This window comes from Mycolicibacterium gilvum (assembly GCF_900454025.1).
In the GTDB taxonomy this organism is placed as follows: Bacteria; Actinomycetota; Actinomycetes; order Mycobacteriales; family Mycobacteriaceae; genus Mycobacterium; species Mycobacterium gilvum.
On record NZ_UGQM01000001.1, the window covers coordinates 618880 to 635524 of the forward strand.

Sequence of the window (16645 nt, forward strand, 5' to 3'; positions counted from 1 at the left end):
GGTCAGCGGGGAGTACGGACGGGGTCAGGCAGGTCAGGTTTGCTGATCCGGTACAGCCGCCATTGCTCCTGGCCGAAGGCACCCTGCGCCGAGTGGACCAGGGTGCCGATCCCCGCGCCGTCGAACCACAGTGTGGGATATCGCATCTGCACTGTGTCCGGGGCTGCGTTGTAGGCCGGGTTGGTGACCAGGATGTACTGCACCCCGAAATCCCAGGGTCTGTTCAATGTTGCGGTGTAGTCGTAATCGGTGTCGATGATGAACTGTCGGGGTCTGTCCGAGGCGAGCCAGATCCCCCAGTTCATGAACGTGTCCATCAGGATCGCCCCATCCGGCAGTTGCCGTCTGTCCAGGTATCGGGCGAGGATCCGGTCGTCCACGCCGACCCGTCGATACCACTGCTCGTCCGCCGGATACTCGTCGGGGAGGACCAGCGACTTCAGCCCGAACTGCAGTTGGTGATTTCCGATGTCTTTGTTCAGCATCGACACCGCCGTCACAGGGAGCCCGACCACGAGCGACAACGCGAGCGTTGCGCCACCCAACCGTTGAGGCAGTGCGCGTGCGGTGATCTTGTCGCGGGGTGACATGCCCGGCGTGAGCCAGATCAACGCGACCACGATCACCATCGGCACGGCCGGCATGTAATAGCGAAACCACCCGAACGTCGTCTCGGTGTATGCGCCCCAGATGGAGAACGCCAGGATCCCCCCGAGTGTGAGGAGCGGAACCGCGATGTCGGCACGGCGCCGGTAGATCGCCATCGCAACCCCGACCGCGACGGCAATCCCCGCGAACGGCTGCATGGCGGTCAAGCGGACGGCTTGGGTGATCCAGTCCTGGTCCTCACTGAGGCTGTTCCGGGTCAGCGCTGTCGTCACCTGGCTCGCGTTGCCGTACTGGGATGTGAGCGTCGGGAACATCTGACCGGTCATGATCCAGCTGGCCAGCGCCCACGTCACGAAGGAAACCATCAACGGAAAAACCAGCACGATCACGTTGAGAATCGTCGACGAGAACCGTGCGCGGGTAGCGCGTGTCGTTGCGGTGATGACACCGACGAACAATGCCGCGCCGGCAGCCGCCACGATCACCTCGTAGCGTGCCAGGTAGCCCAAGCCCAGTGCGATGCCGGCGACAGCCAATTGCTGCACGCTTCGGGTGTCAAGCCACAACAGGAGATATCGCACGCACAGCAGGACGAAGAACAGAGCGGCGGCTTCACTCAGACCGGACCCGCCGTACGTGACCACCATGGGATGAAGAGCGAAAACCCCTACTGCCACAATCCGCCACGCGCTCGGGACGCCCCTGTCGATGGCGATCCGGCGGACGACCAGAGCGGCGCCCGCCATGAACGGTGCGCTCTGGAGTCCGCCCGCCAGGCCGTAGGTCTTGAGCTCCGGCCATATCCGGTGAAGCGGCAGCAAGGGGAGTTCGAGCAAGCTGGGCAAGGGGTTCCAGACGAAACCGATCGCCGACAGATGCGGGTGGCGGCTCATCAGAGCGAAGCCTGCATGCGCGACGCGACTCGGTCCGTCGCCGTCGAAGAGGTTGTATCTGACCGAAAGCACCGCGCTGACGGCAATGTAGAACGCGGTCAGTGAGACGAACAGTGCGCCGGCATACCACCTTTCGGTGGACGGGCTTCTCCCGACGGGATCAACTGCCACCGGTCCGACCTCGTCGGCGCCACAGCCGGCAAATGACGATCCAGCAGACGGCGATCGCCGCCACGGCGCCGACAGACACGGTCAGCCATATCCACCATTTCCAGCCATCGGCGAAGTCCGGTTGCGGCAGGATCGGACCTCCGGCGACCAACGCCAGGTTCACCGTCGTCCCGGCGGAACCGGTGGCGATCGTGTCACCGGTCAACGTCGCCCAGCGGTTCTCGAGGCGCCACACGTATTCCAAACTCTCATCGAGCAATTCCGGATCGTCGCCGGCGTCGAGGGCCAGCACCACTCGATCGTTGTGTGTGAACGCCTGGACGACACCGAGCGGGCCTTTGATGTCGATGTCGGTGACCGGGACGCCCTCGACGTTGACATTGGTGCCGGTGGAGAGCATCGGAGGAGCGACACCGGCAGTGGCGAGATCCTCGCTGGGGCCGACCATCAACCACCCGGTACCTCGCTGGGAAGCCTCCGTGAGGCCAATGAGCCGCGGACGGAGTGTGGTGGTCGTCTGCTGACCCATCAGATTGATTGCCTGCGAGGCGAAGCGGAGGTTCTCGGGACGGTCGACGGAGACGTCGAAGTCCGGCGAGAATGCCATCGGTAGCACCGGGAACCCGCCGCGATTCGCGTTTCCGGGATCGACGCTCACCGTCGACCTGGGATCAACGACGAATGTGATCCTGTCGGTGAGTGGCGCGCAAGCTTGCTGCGGGTTGTAGCGGAGCTCAAGAGAAAAGCCGGTACTCGAGGACACGGCCTCTCGTGGGACGTCGAAAGAGAGGTCGAGGAGCCCAGATTCGTCGAGGCGGTGTGAAGCCACCACCGCGCCGCCGGACCGAACGAGCACCGAGGCATCGCCCGAGACGACCGGAGTGTGGTTGGCCATCAATCGGATCCGCGCGTTGTCGATGGACCCCACGGCGAACGAGGTCGCATCGAATCCCAGGTACAGCATCGACATGCCCAACACCGAAGACTCCGCAGCCATCCCCAGTTGACCGAATGTCGCTGTGTAGGAGGCTGTTTGAACTTCGGCGGATGTCGAGTCCACGGAAGCATCGGGTGTCTGGGCCAATTCGAATCGGCGGTCGGCGAAGATGCTCACCTGCCGTTCCAGCTCATCACCGGTACCGGTGATGACGAGGGATGCTTCAGGCGTTCCGGCCCTGTCGACCGAGATTCCCGCGGTATCGCCGCGGCGTACGACGATCGTTCGCTGAGCCACCCCCGCTCGGGCCGTACCGAGATTGATGTCGGTGGTTATCGCGATACGTACGGGTATGGGTCGGTAGAGACGGGTCAATTGGGCGACGAGGGTGAGCGCGGCCTGTTGTTCGTCCGGGCCGGGGTCCGGTCCGAGAGCAACGGTGATGCGCTCGAGATAGCCGGGCAGGAAATCGGCGACCGTGCGGGGCAGTTCCGCCTCCCCGGAGTACGTCGTCCGCAGTTCGGTCAACGTCACTGCCGGCATGCTGGTGCAGCTGTCCGTGCGATCGTCGCCGCGACCGCGGAGCGCAAAGCGCACCCTCGTGACATTGTCGACGACCTTCGACCGAGAGATGTCCACCGCGAACGGGACAGAGTCGATTCCCGGCGGTATCGGGATGCTTCCGAGGAATGTGCCTTCGCGGTCGAGAATGTCGACACGTCCGGGGGTGTCGATGACGGACCCGATTCGGCCGGTCAGCCGGGTGGCCGTGACGCCCGGCGGAACCGGAAACTGGACATCCGCCGTCCGTTCCACCCCGACCAGTTCCAGTTGATTGGAGAGGCCCAGCTGAGTCCAGCCCACATCAGTCGACGATCCGGGTATCGAGTGAACGGTCGGGCTGAGAGTCAAGGCGGTCGAAGCGACCAGGGCGATCGCCACGGCGAGACGACCGGCTCTCGCGATTAGGGATCGCATGTCAGAGGACCCGCCCCGCGGGGACCTGGTTCGATAGGCCGTGCACAGTCTTCTCCCAAAAGTGTGGTCGTGTCACGAGTTGAAGGATTGCCTTCATGGCGGCAATGGACTGAAGCACCCAGTACAGCGGAACGAGAATGGCCGCCCACCAGAGGTGCGGCTTTCCCAGATGCTGCAAGACGATCAACCCGAGGTAGACAGATAGGGGAGCTCCGACCAGATACATCGTCAGGTAGACGTAGTAGGTCAGCGTCGGAAAAGCCATCTCGACGAATTGCGGCCGGCCGAGGATCCAGGTCGCCATGGTCGACCAGAAAATGAGGTTCATGACGGCCACGAGGGGCACGGCTCCGGTTATGTTCAGCAGCCGCAGAATGCCTTTGCCGCCGATCTGCGACCACAGGGCGGCCGGATGGCGAAGGTGTACCAGCATGGTCTGCAGATAACCCTTGTACCACCGCGACCGCTGCCGGATCCAGTTCAGGACATCGGAATTCGCTTCCTCCAGCGTCACCGAATCCAGAATCCGGGTCCGGTATCCGGCGCGGGCGAGCCGGACCCCGAGGTCGGCGTCCTCGGTGACGTTGAACTCGTCCCAGCCTCCGATGGCGCGCCACACGGAGGTGCGCATGTGGTTGGAAGTGCCGCCCAAAGGCACGACGCAGCCGGCGGCTTCGACGGCGGGAAGCGTCATGCCGAACCACTGGTCGTATTCCATCGAGAACCATCGCGTGAGCAGGTTCTGCTCTTCGTTGAAGTAACCGAGGCGGGCCTGGAGGCAACCGACGTTGTCGGGCAGCTGTTGAAACGCCACAACGGCTTTGCGCAATTGGAGAGGGTCAGGGATGTCCTCGGCGTCGTAGATGGTGACCATTTCGCCCTTGAGCCCGGGTGTGGCCATTCCGTAGTTGCACGCCTTGGGTTTGGTCTTGGGTTGGCTGTTCGGAACCAGGATCAGGCGCACGGCTTCCAGCTCGGTTGTCGCCATCGCCCTACGCGTCGCGATGTCGTCTTCTTCGACCAGCAGCAGGATTTCGAGCTTGTCCTTCGGATATTCGAGTCGTCCGACTCCCGCGATCAGGTTGTGGACGATCGACGGCTCGTTGTAGACCGGAAGAAGAACCGTGTACACGGGCAGCTGATTGTCGGGGACAGCCCGTGCCTCCTCGTCGCTGATCGTGAGAAGGCTGGGTGAGCGCAGGCCTTGGACCAAGAGCCAGTGGCGGTCGATCGTCGAGGCGAGGTACAGGGCGGCCAGCACGGTGGTGACCGCCGGCAGCACGAGGTGCGGTGCGAGTACACCGGTCGCCGCCACTCCCAGAATGCCGGACACACCGAGGATGACCGATCCGTCGGTGGTCACCCTCCTCGCCGAAAGATCCTCGGGCAGGCGGCTTCCCGGGGTGTAGCTATGCACGAGCAGCGGCGTGTGCGAGCAGGCTGTCGGCGATCTCGGTCGCGTGCCGGACGACGACATCGTCCACCCGGCCTGGATCGTCGGCCTGCTGGCGGCCGATCCACAGCGCGGGGCTGAGCAAGGTGTCGACCACTTCGAGACCCGTCGGCGCGGGAGGTGGGGTCGCCGACTCGGCGACGTTCTGGTTCACGACCACGGTGACCTGCTGATAGCCGGAGTCGGTTCGCCAGTCCCAGGTGAGTGCGTACCACTGCGGGGTCGTGGTGTCGATCGCCGTATCGGCATTGCTGAATACTGCGCGGACCTCGACCGGTGCGGTGCTCTGCAGTCCGCTGGCCGGAACGAAGTTCAGCGGACGGGTGCTCGGATACCAGACGGTGTCGCGGTGGTCGTGCAGCGAAGCCAGGTTGCTTGTCGTGATGACGTCGACGGCCGCAGCCGGAAGCCCGACGGCGACCGGCACCCGGTAACGGACGAATCGCGCGTTCGGGCCGAGGAACCGTTCGGCCTCCGGGAGTTCCTGCTCGGCGTAGAGGCCCGACTTCGCGATCCAGTCGCCCTGCACGGCCGCCGGTTCGCGGATCGGCGCCGGGGAGGTGTGCACGACCGCCACCGCGAAGGCCAGCAGAACCAGCGCCAGCAACGATTTCCACGACCGCACCGGGTATGCCGGCATCTCCCCGGTGGCACCGGCGTCGGGCCCGACCCACCGTCGCATACCGACGTGGACCACGACGGGCAGGACCGCCGCCGCGACCGCGACCGTTCCGAACAGCGGAAGCGTGCCGAGCAGTACCGACCCCAGTCCCCAGCCCCCGATCAGGCACACCGACGTCGCGGCGAGTCGTTTGAGGCGGGGCGCCCGCGCTCCGGCCAGGTACACCGCGGTCGCCCCGTAGCAGACGGTCAGCGCGGCGACGGCGGAGTCGGAGCCGCCGAGCATGCCGGCAGCCAGGGTGAACAGGACTGGGTTGCAGCCGATCACCGTGAACAGCCATACCCGCCACATGCGCGCCGTGTGCCGCGCACCGAGGAAGATCGCCGTGGCACAGACCGTCCACAGGGCGGCCCCCAGCAGATCGAGCCGGAACGCCGCCGCCAGCGTCTCGAAACGCGTCGACACCAGCGCGATGCCGGCGAAGCCGATCGGACCCAGGATCGACACGAACAGCCAGTCGGACTCGTTGTCGTTGACACCCGGCGGCGGCCACCGGTAGGCGGAGGCGATCAGCAGTGCCAGCAACGGGGTCAGGGCGAGCATCGGCGTGCGCGACCCCGCCACGGCGTCGGCGACGAGTCGTCCGATATCGAGTCCGTAGCCGATCAGCACCAGCACCGCGATGGCCGTGACCCGTTCGCGGAAACCCCAGCGGACATCGATGTGGGGGAGCTTGACCGTCGGCGACGGGTGGTTGCTTGTGGTGACGGGTCGCGGACCTTCGATCACGCGAAGGTTACGCCGCAAATTTGCTGTAGTAGTCACTGTCTGCCGTTTTTTGATAGAAGGACCGGGTACTTGATCATGTCAGAGCAGTTCAGAAGCCGCAAGCCGAAATTTGGCGAAAATGTCAATTTGATGAACTAGTTTTTGCGCGGATTACATCAGCGCGTGGCATTGAATGGATGTTCGGCAGGCTAGCAATGTTGCCGAACGGGGGGCGGGTGCGCGCGACGGCACAATTTGGCAGGCTTTGGGACGTGCCCGACGCTGCGAAGACGACCATCTCCGCCATCTACGTGGCGTCGCCGGAAGGTGACACCGGGAAGTCGACCATCGCGCTGGGCATTCTGCACCGCCTGGCCGCCACCGTCGCCCGTGTCGGGGTCTTCCGGCCCATCACCCGCGGCGACGGGGCGCCGCGGGACTACATTCTCGAACTGCTGCTCGACCAGACCACCGCGGGCCTGCCCTACGAGGACTGCGTCGGGGTCACCTATCACCAGCTGCACGAGGATCCGGAGGCCGCGCTCGCCGAGATCGTCGACCGATTCCACGCGGTGGCCGACCGGTGTGACGCCGTGCTCGTGGTGGGCAGTGACTACACCGACGTCGCCGCACCGAGCGAGTTGTCGGTCAACGCCCGCATCGCCGCCAACCTCGGGGCGCCGGTGGTGCTCGCCGTCAAAGCCAAGGGACGCACCCCCGAACAGGTGGCGCAGGTCGTCGAGCTGTGCGTCGACGAGATCGCCGCGCAGCACGCCCACACCGCAGCGGTGGTGGCCAACCGCTGCGACCCTGCACAGCTGGTCGAGGTCGGCGAGGCGCTGACGAAGATCGAACCGCAGAGCTACGTGCTGCCCGAGGAGCCGCTGCTGGTGGCGCCGTCGGTCGCCGAATTGCAGGCCGTCGTCGAAGGTGCTGTGGTGCAGGGGGATCCAGCGCTCCTGCATCGGGAGGTGCTCGACGTCCTGGTGGCGGGCATGACGGCCGAGCACGTCCTCGAACGGCTCACCGAAGGCGGCGTCGTCATCACCCCGGGCGACCGGTCCGACGTCGTCCTCGCCGTGCTCAGCGCGCATGCGGCCGAGGGCTTTCCGTCGCTGTCCGGGGTGATCCTCAACGGCGGCCTGCCGCTGCACCCGGCCATCGACGGCCTGGTCGCCGGTCTCGGGCAGCGCCTGCCGATCGTCGAGACCCGGTTCGGCACCTTCGAAACCGCGAGCCGTGTCGCCGCGACCCGCGGCCGGGTCACGTCCCAGTCCCATCGCAAGATCGACACCGCGCTGACGTTGATGGACACCTACGTCGACACTGCCGAACTCCTCGCTCACCTGGCCCTGCCGATCCCGTCGGTGGTCACCCCGCAGATGTTCACCCACCAACTCCTTGAGCGGGCGAGCGCGGACCGGCAACGCATCGTGCTGCCCGAGGGCAACGACGACCGCATCCTGCGAGCCGCCGGACGTCTGCTGCAGCGCTCGGTCGCCGATCTGACAATCCTCGGCGACGAGAGCCAGGTCAGGGCGCGCGCGGCTGAACTCGGCGTCGACCTGTCCCACGCCGCGGTGCTCGATCCGAAGACCAGCGAGCTGTGCGACCGGTTCGCCGAGCAGTATGCCGAGCTGCGTAAACACAAGGGAGTGACCCTCGACCGGGCTCGCGAGGTCATCCACGACGTCTCCTACTTCGGCACCATGCTCGTACACAACGACATGGTCGACGGCATGGTGTCAGGGGCCCGCCACACCACCGCGCACACCATCCGGCCCGCGTTCGAGATCATCCGGACGGCGCCCGGGGTCTCGACGGTGTCGAGCATCTTCCTGATGTGTCTGGCCGACGAGGTGCTGGCCTACGGCGATTGCGCGATCGTGCCGGATCCGACCGCCGAGCAGCTCGCCGACATCGCGATCTCCTCGGCCCGCACCGCCGCGCAGTTCGGCATCGAGCCGCGGGTCGCGATGCTGTCCTACTCGACGGGCACGTCGGGGACCGGTGCCGATGTCGACAAGGTCAGGCAGGCAACGGAACTGGTGCGCTCCCGGGAACCGGATCTGCCGGTGGAGGGACCGATCCAGTACGACGCCGCCGTGGAACCGTCGGTCGCCCAGACCAAGATGCCCGACTCGACGGTGGCGGGCCGGGCCACGGTGCTGATCTTCCCGGATCTGAACACCGGCAACAACACCTACAAAGCGGTGCAGCGCAGCGCCGGCGCGATCGCGATCGGGCCCGTCCTGCAGGGACTGAACAAGCCCGTCAACGATCTGTCACGCGGCGCGCTGGTGGAGGACATCGTCAACACCGTGGCGATCACCGCCATCCAGGCTCAGGGGGTTCCCCGATGACACGCACGGTACTCGTGCTCAACTCCGGCTCGTCATCGGTGAAATACGCAGTCCTGGAACCTGATTCGGGTGTGCTGATCGCCGACGGCATCGTCGAGCGGATCGGCCAGGATGGCGGGGCGCGCGACCATGCCGCCGCGATGAAAGAGGTGTTCGACTCCCTGGCCGCCGACGGACACCAGCTTGAGGACCTCGGTCTGATGGCGGTCGGACACCGGGTGGTGCACGGCGGTCCGGACCTGTACCGGCCGACCATCGTCGACGAGGCTGTCATCGATCGACTCAAGGAACTGGGTCCGCTTGCCCCGCTGCACAATCCGCCGGCCGTCCTGGGGATCGAGGTCGCGCGCGACGCGCTGCCCGATCTGCCGCACGTCGCGGTGTTCGACACCGCGTTCTTCCACGACCTGCCCGCCGCCGCGGCAACGTACGCGATCGACGCCGAGGTGGCCCGCGACTGGAACATCCGCCGCTACGGCTTCCACGGCACGTCGCACCAGTACGTCAGCGAGCAGGCCGCGGCGTTCCTGGACGTGCCGCTGGAGTCGTTGAGCCAGATCGTCCTGCATCTCGGCAACGGCGCATCGGTCTCGGCGATCGTCGGCGGACGACCGGTGGAGACCTCGATGGGGTTGACACCGATGGAGGGGCTGGTGATGGGAACACGTTCCGGCGACGTGGATCCCGGCGTGATCTTCTATCTGTGGCGCGAGGCCGGGATGCCCGTCGAGGACATCGAGTCCATGCTCAACCGGCGTTCCGGGGTGCGGGGACTCGGCGGTGAGGTCGACTTCCGGGAGCTGCACCGCAGGATCGAATCCGGCGACGACGCAGCGGAACTGGCGTACGAGGTGTACATCCACCGGCTGCGCAAGTACATCGGCGCCTACCTCGCGATACTCGGGTCGGCCGACGTCATCACCTTCACCGCGGGGGTCGGGGAGAACGACGCGGTCGTCCGGCGCGACGCACTGACGGGCCTGGCCGCGTTCGGCATCGAGATCGACGAGCACCTCAACGACAGCCCGGGCAGGGGCGCCCGGCGCATCTCGGCCGACGGCGCCCCGACGACGGTGCTAGTGATACCCACCGACGAGGAGCTTGCGATCGCTCGGGCGTGTACGGGCGTACTTGGCGCTCGACCCGGTGACGGGTAGTTCCCGCTGCGGATCGCACACCCGCAGCAGGCGCCGGACATGCGGGCCGGCGAGCAGCTGCCAACGCACGCCACGGCGGTGGCACACCACGTTGACGTTGAACAGAGCGGCAAAGCCGGACGCGGCGAAGAACTCGACGGTCTGCAGGTCCACGATGAGCTTGCGGGAATCGCCGATACGTTTCTCGATGTAGTGGGCCAGCGGCATGTTGTTGGTGGCGTCGATCTCGCCGTGGATGGTCACCAGCACGGTCGTCGGCGGCAACTCGCACGCCGAGAACGTGGCGCGGTGGTGCTCCTCGCGGAGCTCGAACGATGTCGGATCCGGCCGGAACACCCTCTGGGTGCTCGAAGGCGGTAAGGCTTCCGATATGGCCATATGCATTTCCCCTCAGACGAACGGAAATTCGCACTGTGGGTGAGGTCAATGGATCGGCCCTGGGGGTTCAACGCTGCGCCGATGACATCACCGTGTGTAGTGGAGTCACCGTACTACGGAATTCGTGGCCTGACCATATGTCGATGTGAATTCCATGCGTGTACTCCTACCAGGAGTTATCCCGGCAGCGAGGCGGCATTGCGGGGGGTGGGCACGGGCCTGACGGACATCTCGGAACGGCCAGCAACGGAATCCGTCGTTGCTGGAATCGACGCTCAGAACGTGGACATCGGCCGCACGCTGTTGGCCAGATCGACCAGCGCGTAGCGGTGCGCCTGCGTCGGCGCCACCCGGGCCAGGCTGCGCAGGGACGCCTCCACGCCGAGCTGCAGCCCGTGCTCGGTGAACGGGAAACCGAGGATGTGGTTGGTGCTGGCCGTATTGTCGGCAAGCCAGTCCATCGCGGTGCCGAGGACCAGTGCGCGGATCTGCAGCACGCGGGGTTCGGTGTCGGGCAGTGCCTCCACCCGTCGCGCGGCGCTGCGGATGTGCTCCTCGGTGATCTCGCTGGTGGACCGCCCGGACAGCAGCGTCACCGCGCTGGTGAGCCGCGCGGTGGTGAAATGCCTTGAGGTGGCGGGGACTTCGTCGAGGGTGCGGACGGCGCCCTCGCGGTCGCCCTCGGCGGACAGCGCGCGGGCGAGTCCGAACCCGGCGGAGATCACCCCGTGGTCGGTGTCCCAGACGGTCTTGTAGAACGTGCGCTCATCGGAGGCACCGGCGAGCTCGGCGGTGGCGGCCAGCGCCAGCTTGGGCGCCAGTTCGCCGGGAAGGGTGTCCAGGACCTGCGTGAAATGCTTTGTCGCCGAGTCGTAGTCGGCGGTGAGCAGTTCAGAGACCGCGCGGAACCAGACCAGCCGCCAGCGCCAGCCGACCCGCTCGGCGAGGTCGTCGAGCTTGCGGGTCGCCTTGGCGACATCGCCGAGGTCGAGCAGCGCGCGCACCTCCATCAACGGCAGCTCGACCGACTGGCTCAGATCGACGCCGTCGGAATCCAGGGCGCCGTGCCGCACCGCGCGCAGCGAATCCAGCGTCTGCACAGGCTGACTCAGCAACGTCGCCGAGAGCACGGTGGCCCCGACGTCGGTGGGGTCCACCAGCGGCACCTGCAGCGCCTTGACGATCTCCTGTGCCGTGAGCTTCTCCGAGTGCACCTGACCGTCGAGGTAGACGTCGGTGTGCGCGACCAGCAGATCGACACCGAAGGTGGATCGAGACGGGCTGAACATCGTCGACAGGCCGGGACGCGGCACCCCGGTGTCACTGGCGACCACCTCGCGCAGCACACCCATCAACTGGCTGGAGAGTTCCTCGGCGGTCTGGAAGCGCCGGCGCGGATCCGGGTCGATCGCGCGGCGCAGCAGCCGGCCGAACGAGTCGTACTCCTCGAGGACCGGGTTGTCCTCCGGCAGACCGTCGAGATAGCGGCCCTTGCGGGTCGGCAGCCGCATCGTCAGAGCCGCCAGCGTGCGCCCCACGGTGTAGATGTCGGTGGCCACGGTCGGCCCGGTCCGCACGATCTCGGGCGCCTGGTATCCCGGCGTCCCGTACAGGTAGCCGAACGAGTTGATCCGCGACACCGCACCGAGATCGATGATCTTGAGCTGGTCCTCGGTGACCATGATGTTCTCGGGTTTGAGGTCGTTGTAGACCAGGCCCAGGGAGTGCAGATAGCCCAGCGCGGGCAGGATCTCCAGCATGAAGCCGATCGCCTCGGCCGCGGGCAGGCGGATCCGCGAGCTGTGTTTGAGCAGGGTCGCCTGCTTGAGGGAGGTGCCGCCGACGTACTCCATCACGATGTAGCCGACCGGATTGCCGTGCTTGTCCTCGTGTTCGACGAAGTTGTAGATCTTCACGATTCCCGGATGGGTCACCTCGGCGAGGAACTGCCGCTCGGCCATCGCGATCGCCTGCGCCTCGGCGTCGCCGGAGTGCACGAGGCCTTTGAGCACCACCGGTCGGTCGTTGACGTTCTTGTCGAACGCCAGATACACCCAGCCCAGCCCGCCGTGGGCGATGCAGCCCTTGATCTCGTACTGGTCGGCGACGATGTCACCTGGATTGAGCTGCGGCAGAAAGGAGTACGCGCTGCCGCAGTGCGGGCACCAGCCCTCCGACAGTGCGCGGCCGTCCTTGGTCGACCGGCCGACGGGCCTGCCGCAGTTCCAGCAGAAGCGTTTCGACTCGGCGACCACCGGGTCGGTCATCAAGGCGGCCAGCGGATCCCGCGCGGGCACCCGCGGGATCTCCACCAGCCCGCCGCCGAGCCTGCGCGTCGGGGACAGGTGGCGCGTGATCGTCGTCGCGGTGTCCTGCGGCTCGGTGTCCCCGCTGTGCACGAGTGCGTCGCTGTCGTCGTCGTCATCGTCGAAGTGCGGACGGAACACGGCCTGGGTGGCCATCGGCCGCAGTGTCGCCATCGAGTCGTCGGCCAGGTCGGCGAAACCGGCGGGCTGGGTCCCCGGACCGTCCTCGGGTTCGGTGTCGGGATCGATGTCGTCCGGGTACTCGCTCAATCCGTGTACCTCGCGACCGGAGGTGCGGGCGCCGGACCCAGCACGGTCAACCACTTGCGGTACAACGTGTTCCACGTGCCATCGCGCCGAATGCGTTGCAGTGTTCCGTTCACGTAGCGCACCAGACCGGTGTTCTGCAGGTTGACGCCGATGCCGTAGGGCTCCTCGTTCATCGACGGTCCGACGATGTGCAGATACGGATCCTGGGACACCAGCCCGGCCAGGATCGCGTCGTCGGTGCTGACGGCGTCGACCTGACGCTGTTGCAACGCCACCAGGCAGTCGGCCCACGTGACGACCCCGACGATCAGCGGCGGCGGACTGATCTGCTGGATCCGCTCCAGCGACGTCGTGCCCTTGGCGACACACACCCGCTTGCCCGAAAGATCGCTCGACTGACGGATGTTCGAGTCGCGCGGGGCCAGGATGCGCTGATTGGCGATCAGGTAGGCGGTCGAGAAGTTCACCAGCTTCTTGCGCTCACAGGTGATGGTCATGGTCTTGACGACGACGTCGACCTGATTGTCGCGCAGCGCGTCGACGCGGTCGGCCGACGACAGGATGCGGTACTCCACCTGCGACGGGGTGCCGAAGATGTCGCGGGCGATCTCGCCGGCGATGTCGACGTCGAAACCGGTGATCTCCCCGGTGATCGGGTCGCGGAAGCTGAACAGGTTGCTGCCGATGTCCAACCCGACGATCAGCCGGCCGCGGGCCTTGATGTTGGCGACCGCGGCGTCGGCCTCCTCCTGGGTGGCGAACGGCCGCAGGCTCGCCCGCGGATCACAGTCGGTGTCGGCGGGCGTCGCCGGCCGCGCGGGCACCGGCGGCAGCTCCTCGAGACCCGCCGGTGTCGGCGGGGCGAGCGTCACCGTCGGCGTCGGGACCACCGGCAGCGCCTGCGCGCAACCGCTCAGCATCACGGCGGTCGCCAGCGCCGCACCGACGCGCCGAAGCGCTCGCTTACTCATCAGGGTTGGTTTCTTCTTCGCGCAAGCGCTCATCAGCGGTACTCACTCAATCTCGGCCAGATCCCCAACGCCACCGACACCGCCGCCACCACCGACAGCAGCGCCGCACCCACCGTCGCCCCGGAGAGCACCCTGCGCGCGTTGACGATGTCGCTGCGCAGCTGGGTGCGGCTCTGATCGATACCCCGGGTCAACGCCTCGTCGATCTTGTCGAACGCGGGCGTCGCATCGTCCTCACCGGTGCCGAGGGCGACCTGCGTCGCCGCCTGGTAGTTGCCCACCGCGATGTAGGCGGTGATGCGGTCGTCGGCCGCGCGCCACCGGTCCAGCAGCGCCTCCGCGTCGGCGAGATCGCTCTTGTCGATCGAGTCGTCGCGTGCGACGTAGCGGGCGAGCTGCTGCTTCATCTCGTCGATGCGCTGGTAATAGGACTGTTTGCGGATGTCCTCGTCACCGCGCCGGATCAGCGACAGTGTCTCGTCGGCGCGGGCCTGCTGGGCGGTGATCGCCAGCGTCGTGACCGTCTTGAGCGATTCGGCCGCCGTCTCCTTGGCGCTGCGGCTGTCGGCGGTGGAGATGATCAGCGCGGTGCCGACCCACATCAGCATGATCAGCACCGCGAGACCGCCCGCGACGAAGCCGATGTTCACCCGCCGGCGGGTGCGTTTGGCCAGCCAGCGGTTGGCGAACACCCCGAACAGCAACGTCGCGGTCACCACCAGGATCACCGGGATCGGGATGCGCGTCGACGCCGTCGTCTCCGCGTCGACCCGCGCAGAGGTCTCCTCGTAGAGGCGCTGTGCGTCCGGCAGGATCTGCAACTGCATCAGCGCCGAGGCTTCCGACAGGTACGAGGAGCCGACCGGGTTGCCGGCACGGTTGTTGGTCCGCGCGGTCTCGACGAGACCCGTGTACACCGCCAGTCGCGCGTTGATGCGGCCCAGCAACTGGACGAGAGACTCCTCGGTGAGCCCGCTCGACGCGCGCGTGACCGCGACGGAGGCATCGGTGATGGCCTGTTCGTAGCGCTGCCGCACCGGACGCGGCTCAGCCCCGGCGATGAACGCGGTGGCCGCGGCGGCGTCGGCCACCGACAGCGTGGTGTAGAGCTGTCCGGCGGCGAACGCGAGCGGCTCGGTGTGGTTGAGCACGGCGGTCAGCGCCTGCTGACGGTCGTTGATCGTCGTCGACGTCGCGAACGCGCTGGCGATCACCAGCGCGGCCAGCACCATGCCGATCGACAGGATGCGGCCGGGAGTGGTCCACAGGAACCACCACCGCGGATGCGACGGCGCCGTCGGTGACCGCGACGCGAGAGGTTCGGTCGACGGGTGCGCCAACTCCACAGTCACGTCTGCGCGGACCTCATCCTGGTCTCGTTCTCTACGGCGGTCGTTCACGAACTATATAAAAGAATTCTAAGAGCTCGGGTTGCGACGCGTGCGGAATCAGGTGCCCCGAATTCGCAGACCGTTACCTAAGCTGGTCCTCGTGCGTGGCGACGGTGACGGCTGGGTGGTGTCGGCCTCGGGCGCCGCGTTCTGGGGCAGGCACGGTGCGGCGGGGCTTCTGCTCCGCGCGCCGGGCCCGAACGGAGCACCGGCGGTGCTCCTCCAGCACCGGGCGCCGTGGAGCCACCAGGGCGGGACGTGGGGACTGCCGGGCGGTGCCCGCGACAGCCACGAGACCCCCGAACAGGCCGCGGTCCGCGAAGCCGAAGAGGAGGCCGGGCTCTCGCCCCACCAGCTGACCGTGCGCACGACGGTCGTCACCGCCGAGAACTCCGGATGGACGTACACGACCGTCATCGCCGATGCCACCGAGCAACTCGTCACCGTCCCGAACCGGGAGAGCGCCGAACTGCGCTGGGTCGCCGAGGACGAGGTCACCGACCTGCCGCTGCACCCCGGGTTCGCGGCGAGCTGGGCCCGGCTGCGCGAGGTCACGGCGCTGATTCCGCTGATGGTCAATCCGCAGCGCTGATCACACCGCGGAGTCGAGCATCCCGGCCAACTGTTCGGCCGCCGCCCGCGGATCCTCGGCCGCGGTGATCGCACGCACCACGACCACCCGGCGTGCCCCGGCGTCGAGCACGTCGGGCAGCCTCTGTGCGTCGATGCCGCCGATCGCGAACCACGGCTTGGCGGTGTTCAGTGCGGCGACCTCCCGCACCAGGTCCAGCCCGGGAGCGGCGCGTCCCGGCTTGGTCGGCGTCGGCCAGCACGGGCCGACACAGAAGTAGTCGACATCCTCGGCGATCGCGGCCTCGGCCTGCGCGAGGTCGTGGGTGGACCTACCGACCACCCGGTCGCCGACGATCTGTCGCGCCACCGTCAGAGGCAGGTCGTCCTGGCCCAGATGCAGCACCTCGGCCCCGGACGCCCGCGCGATATCGGCACGGTCGTTGACCGCGACCAGCGCGTTGTGCCGGCGTGCCGCCTCGGCGAGGACGTGGAGGGCGTCGATCTCCGCGCGGGCCTCCAGCGGGCCGAAGGCCTTCTCGCCGGGCGAGCCCTTGTCCCGGAGCTGGATGATGTCGACACCGCCGGCCAGCGCGGCGTCGGCGAAGTCGGCGAGGTCGCCGCGCTCGCGGCGGGCGTCGGTGCACAGGTACAGGCGGGCACCCTGCAGGCTCGGGGATTCGGGCACGGTCGAAACGGTAGCGGTGAGCCGACGTAGGCTGGAACGCGACCACACGGGAGTCCCGGGAGCGGGGACTGAGAGTGGGCCCGCCGGCTCTTACCGTCGCACCTGATCCGGATCATGCCG

At 67.1% G+C, this 16645-nt stretch carries 12 protein-coding genes; 3 read left to right on the forward strand and 9 right to left on the reverse strand.

Annotation, left to right across the window (positions count from 1 at the left end; genetic code table 11):
• Nucleotides 1–2: 2 nt before the first annotated feature.
• The 4 genes from DYE23_RS02895 to DYE23_RS02910 form a co-directional block, all read right to left on the reverse strand.
• On the reverse strand, nucleotides 3–1673 hold the full coding sequence (locus DYE23_RS02895; RefSeq protein ID WP_115326442.1) for a glycosyltransferase family protein: 1671 nt from the start codon (nucleotides 1671–1673) through the stop codon (nucleotides 3–5).
• The gene (locus DYE23_RS02900; RefSeq protein WP_147292257.1) at nucleotides 1663–3474 is read right to left on the reverse strand and encodes a cellulose biosynthesis cyclic di-GMP-binding regulatory protein BcsB; all 1812 of its coding nucleotides are present in this window, start codon (nucleotides 3472–3474) and stop codon (nucleotides 1663–1665) included. Before DYE23_RS02900 ends, DYE23_RS02895 begins: the two co-directional genes overlap by 11 nt.
• 115 nt (nucleotides 3475–3589) lie before the next feature.
• Nucleotides 3590–5005 (reverse strand): glycosyltransferase family 2 protein, encoded by a 1416-nt coding sequence (locus DYE23_RS02905; RefSeq protein ID WP_115326444.1) that lies wholly within the window; start codon nucleotides 5003–5005, stop codon nucleotides 3590–3592.
• On the reverse strand, nucleotides 4998–6452 hold the full coding sequence (locus DYE23_RS02910; RefSeq protein ID WP_235660315.1) for a hypothetical protein: 1455 nt from the start codon (nucleotides 6450–6452) through the stop codon (nucleotides 4998–5000). The genes DYE23_RS02905 and DYE23_RS02910 overlap by 8 nt, the downstream gene beginning before the upstream one ends.
• 251 nt (nucleotides 6453–6703) lie before the next feature.
• Between DYE23_RS02910 and pta the strand changes: the two genes are divergently transcribed.
• A complete protein-coding gene (gene pta, locus DYE23_RS02915; RefSeq protein ID WP_172527694.1) occupies nucleotides 6704–8794 on the forward strand; it encodes a phosphate acetyltransferase in 2091 nt (696 codons plus the stop codon).
• Nucleotides 8791–9951, forward strand: a complete 1161-nt coding sequence (locus tag DYE23_RS02920) for an acetate kinase (protein WP_115326446.1) — start codon at nucleotides 8791–8793, stop codon at nucleotides 9949–9951. Before pta ends, DYE23_RS02920 begins: the two co-directional genes overlap by 4 nt.
• On the opposite strand, the gene DYE23_RS02925 is transcribed toward DYE23_RS02920, so the two are convergent.
• From DYE23_RS02925 to glnX, 4 genes are all read right to left on the reverse strand, one after another.
• Nucleotides 9871–10329 (reverse strand): STAS domain-containing protein, encoded by a 459-nt coding sequence (locus tag DYE23_RS02925; protein ID WP_099962391.1) that lies wholly within the window; start codon nucleotides 10327–10329, stop codon nucleotides 9871–9873. The two genes, DYE23_RS02920 and DYE23_RS02925, sit on opposite strands and share 81 nt — an antisense overlap.
• 275 nt (nucleotides 10330–10604) lie before the next feature.
• Nucleotides 10605–12905 (reverse strand): serine/threonine-protein kinase PknG, encoded by a 2301-nt coding sequence (locus tag DYE23_RS02930; protein WP_099962392.1) that lies wholly within the window; start codon nucleotides 12903–12905, stop codon nucleotides 10605–10607.
• Nucleotides 12902–13876, reverse strand: coding sequence for a glutamate ABC transporter substrate-binding protein (locus DYE23_RS02935; protein WP_494337388.1), 975 nt, complete (start codon nucleotides 13874–13876; stop codon nucleotides 12902–12904). Before DYE23_RS02935 ends, DYE23_RS02930 begins: the two co-directional genes overlap by 4 nt.
• A 32-nt stretch (nucleotides 13877–13908) precedes the next feature.
• Nucleotides 13909–15228 carry a protein kinase G-activating protein GlnX gene (gene glnX / locus DYE23_RS02940; RefSeq protein ID WP_115326448.1) on the reverse strand — a complete coding sequence of 440 codons (1320 nt, stop codon included), beginning with the start codon at nucleotides 15226–15228 and terminating at the stop codon, nucleotides 13909–13911.
• 139 nt (nucleotides 15229–15367) lie between these two features.
• Between glnX and DYE23_RS02945 the strand changes: the two genes are divergently transcribed.
• Complete coding sequence (locus DYE23_RS02945; RefSeq protein WP_115326449.1) at nucleotides 15368–15859, forward strand: NUDIX hydrolase; 492 nt, start codon at nucleotides 15368–15370, stop codon at nucleotides 15857–15859.
• Here the strand turns inward: DYE23_RS02945 and thiE are convergent, their stop codons facing one another.
• A complete protein-coding gene (thiE, locus tag DYE23_RS02950) occupies nucleotides 15860–16525 on the reverse strand; it encodes a thiamine phosphate synthase (protein ID WP_115326450.1) in 666 nt (221 codons plus the stop codon).
• Nucleotides 16526–16645 lie beyond the last annotated feature (120 nt).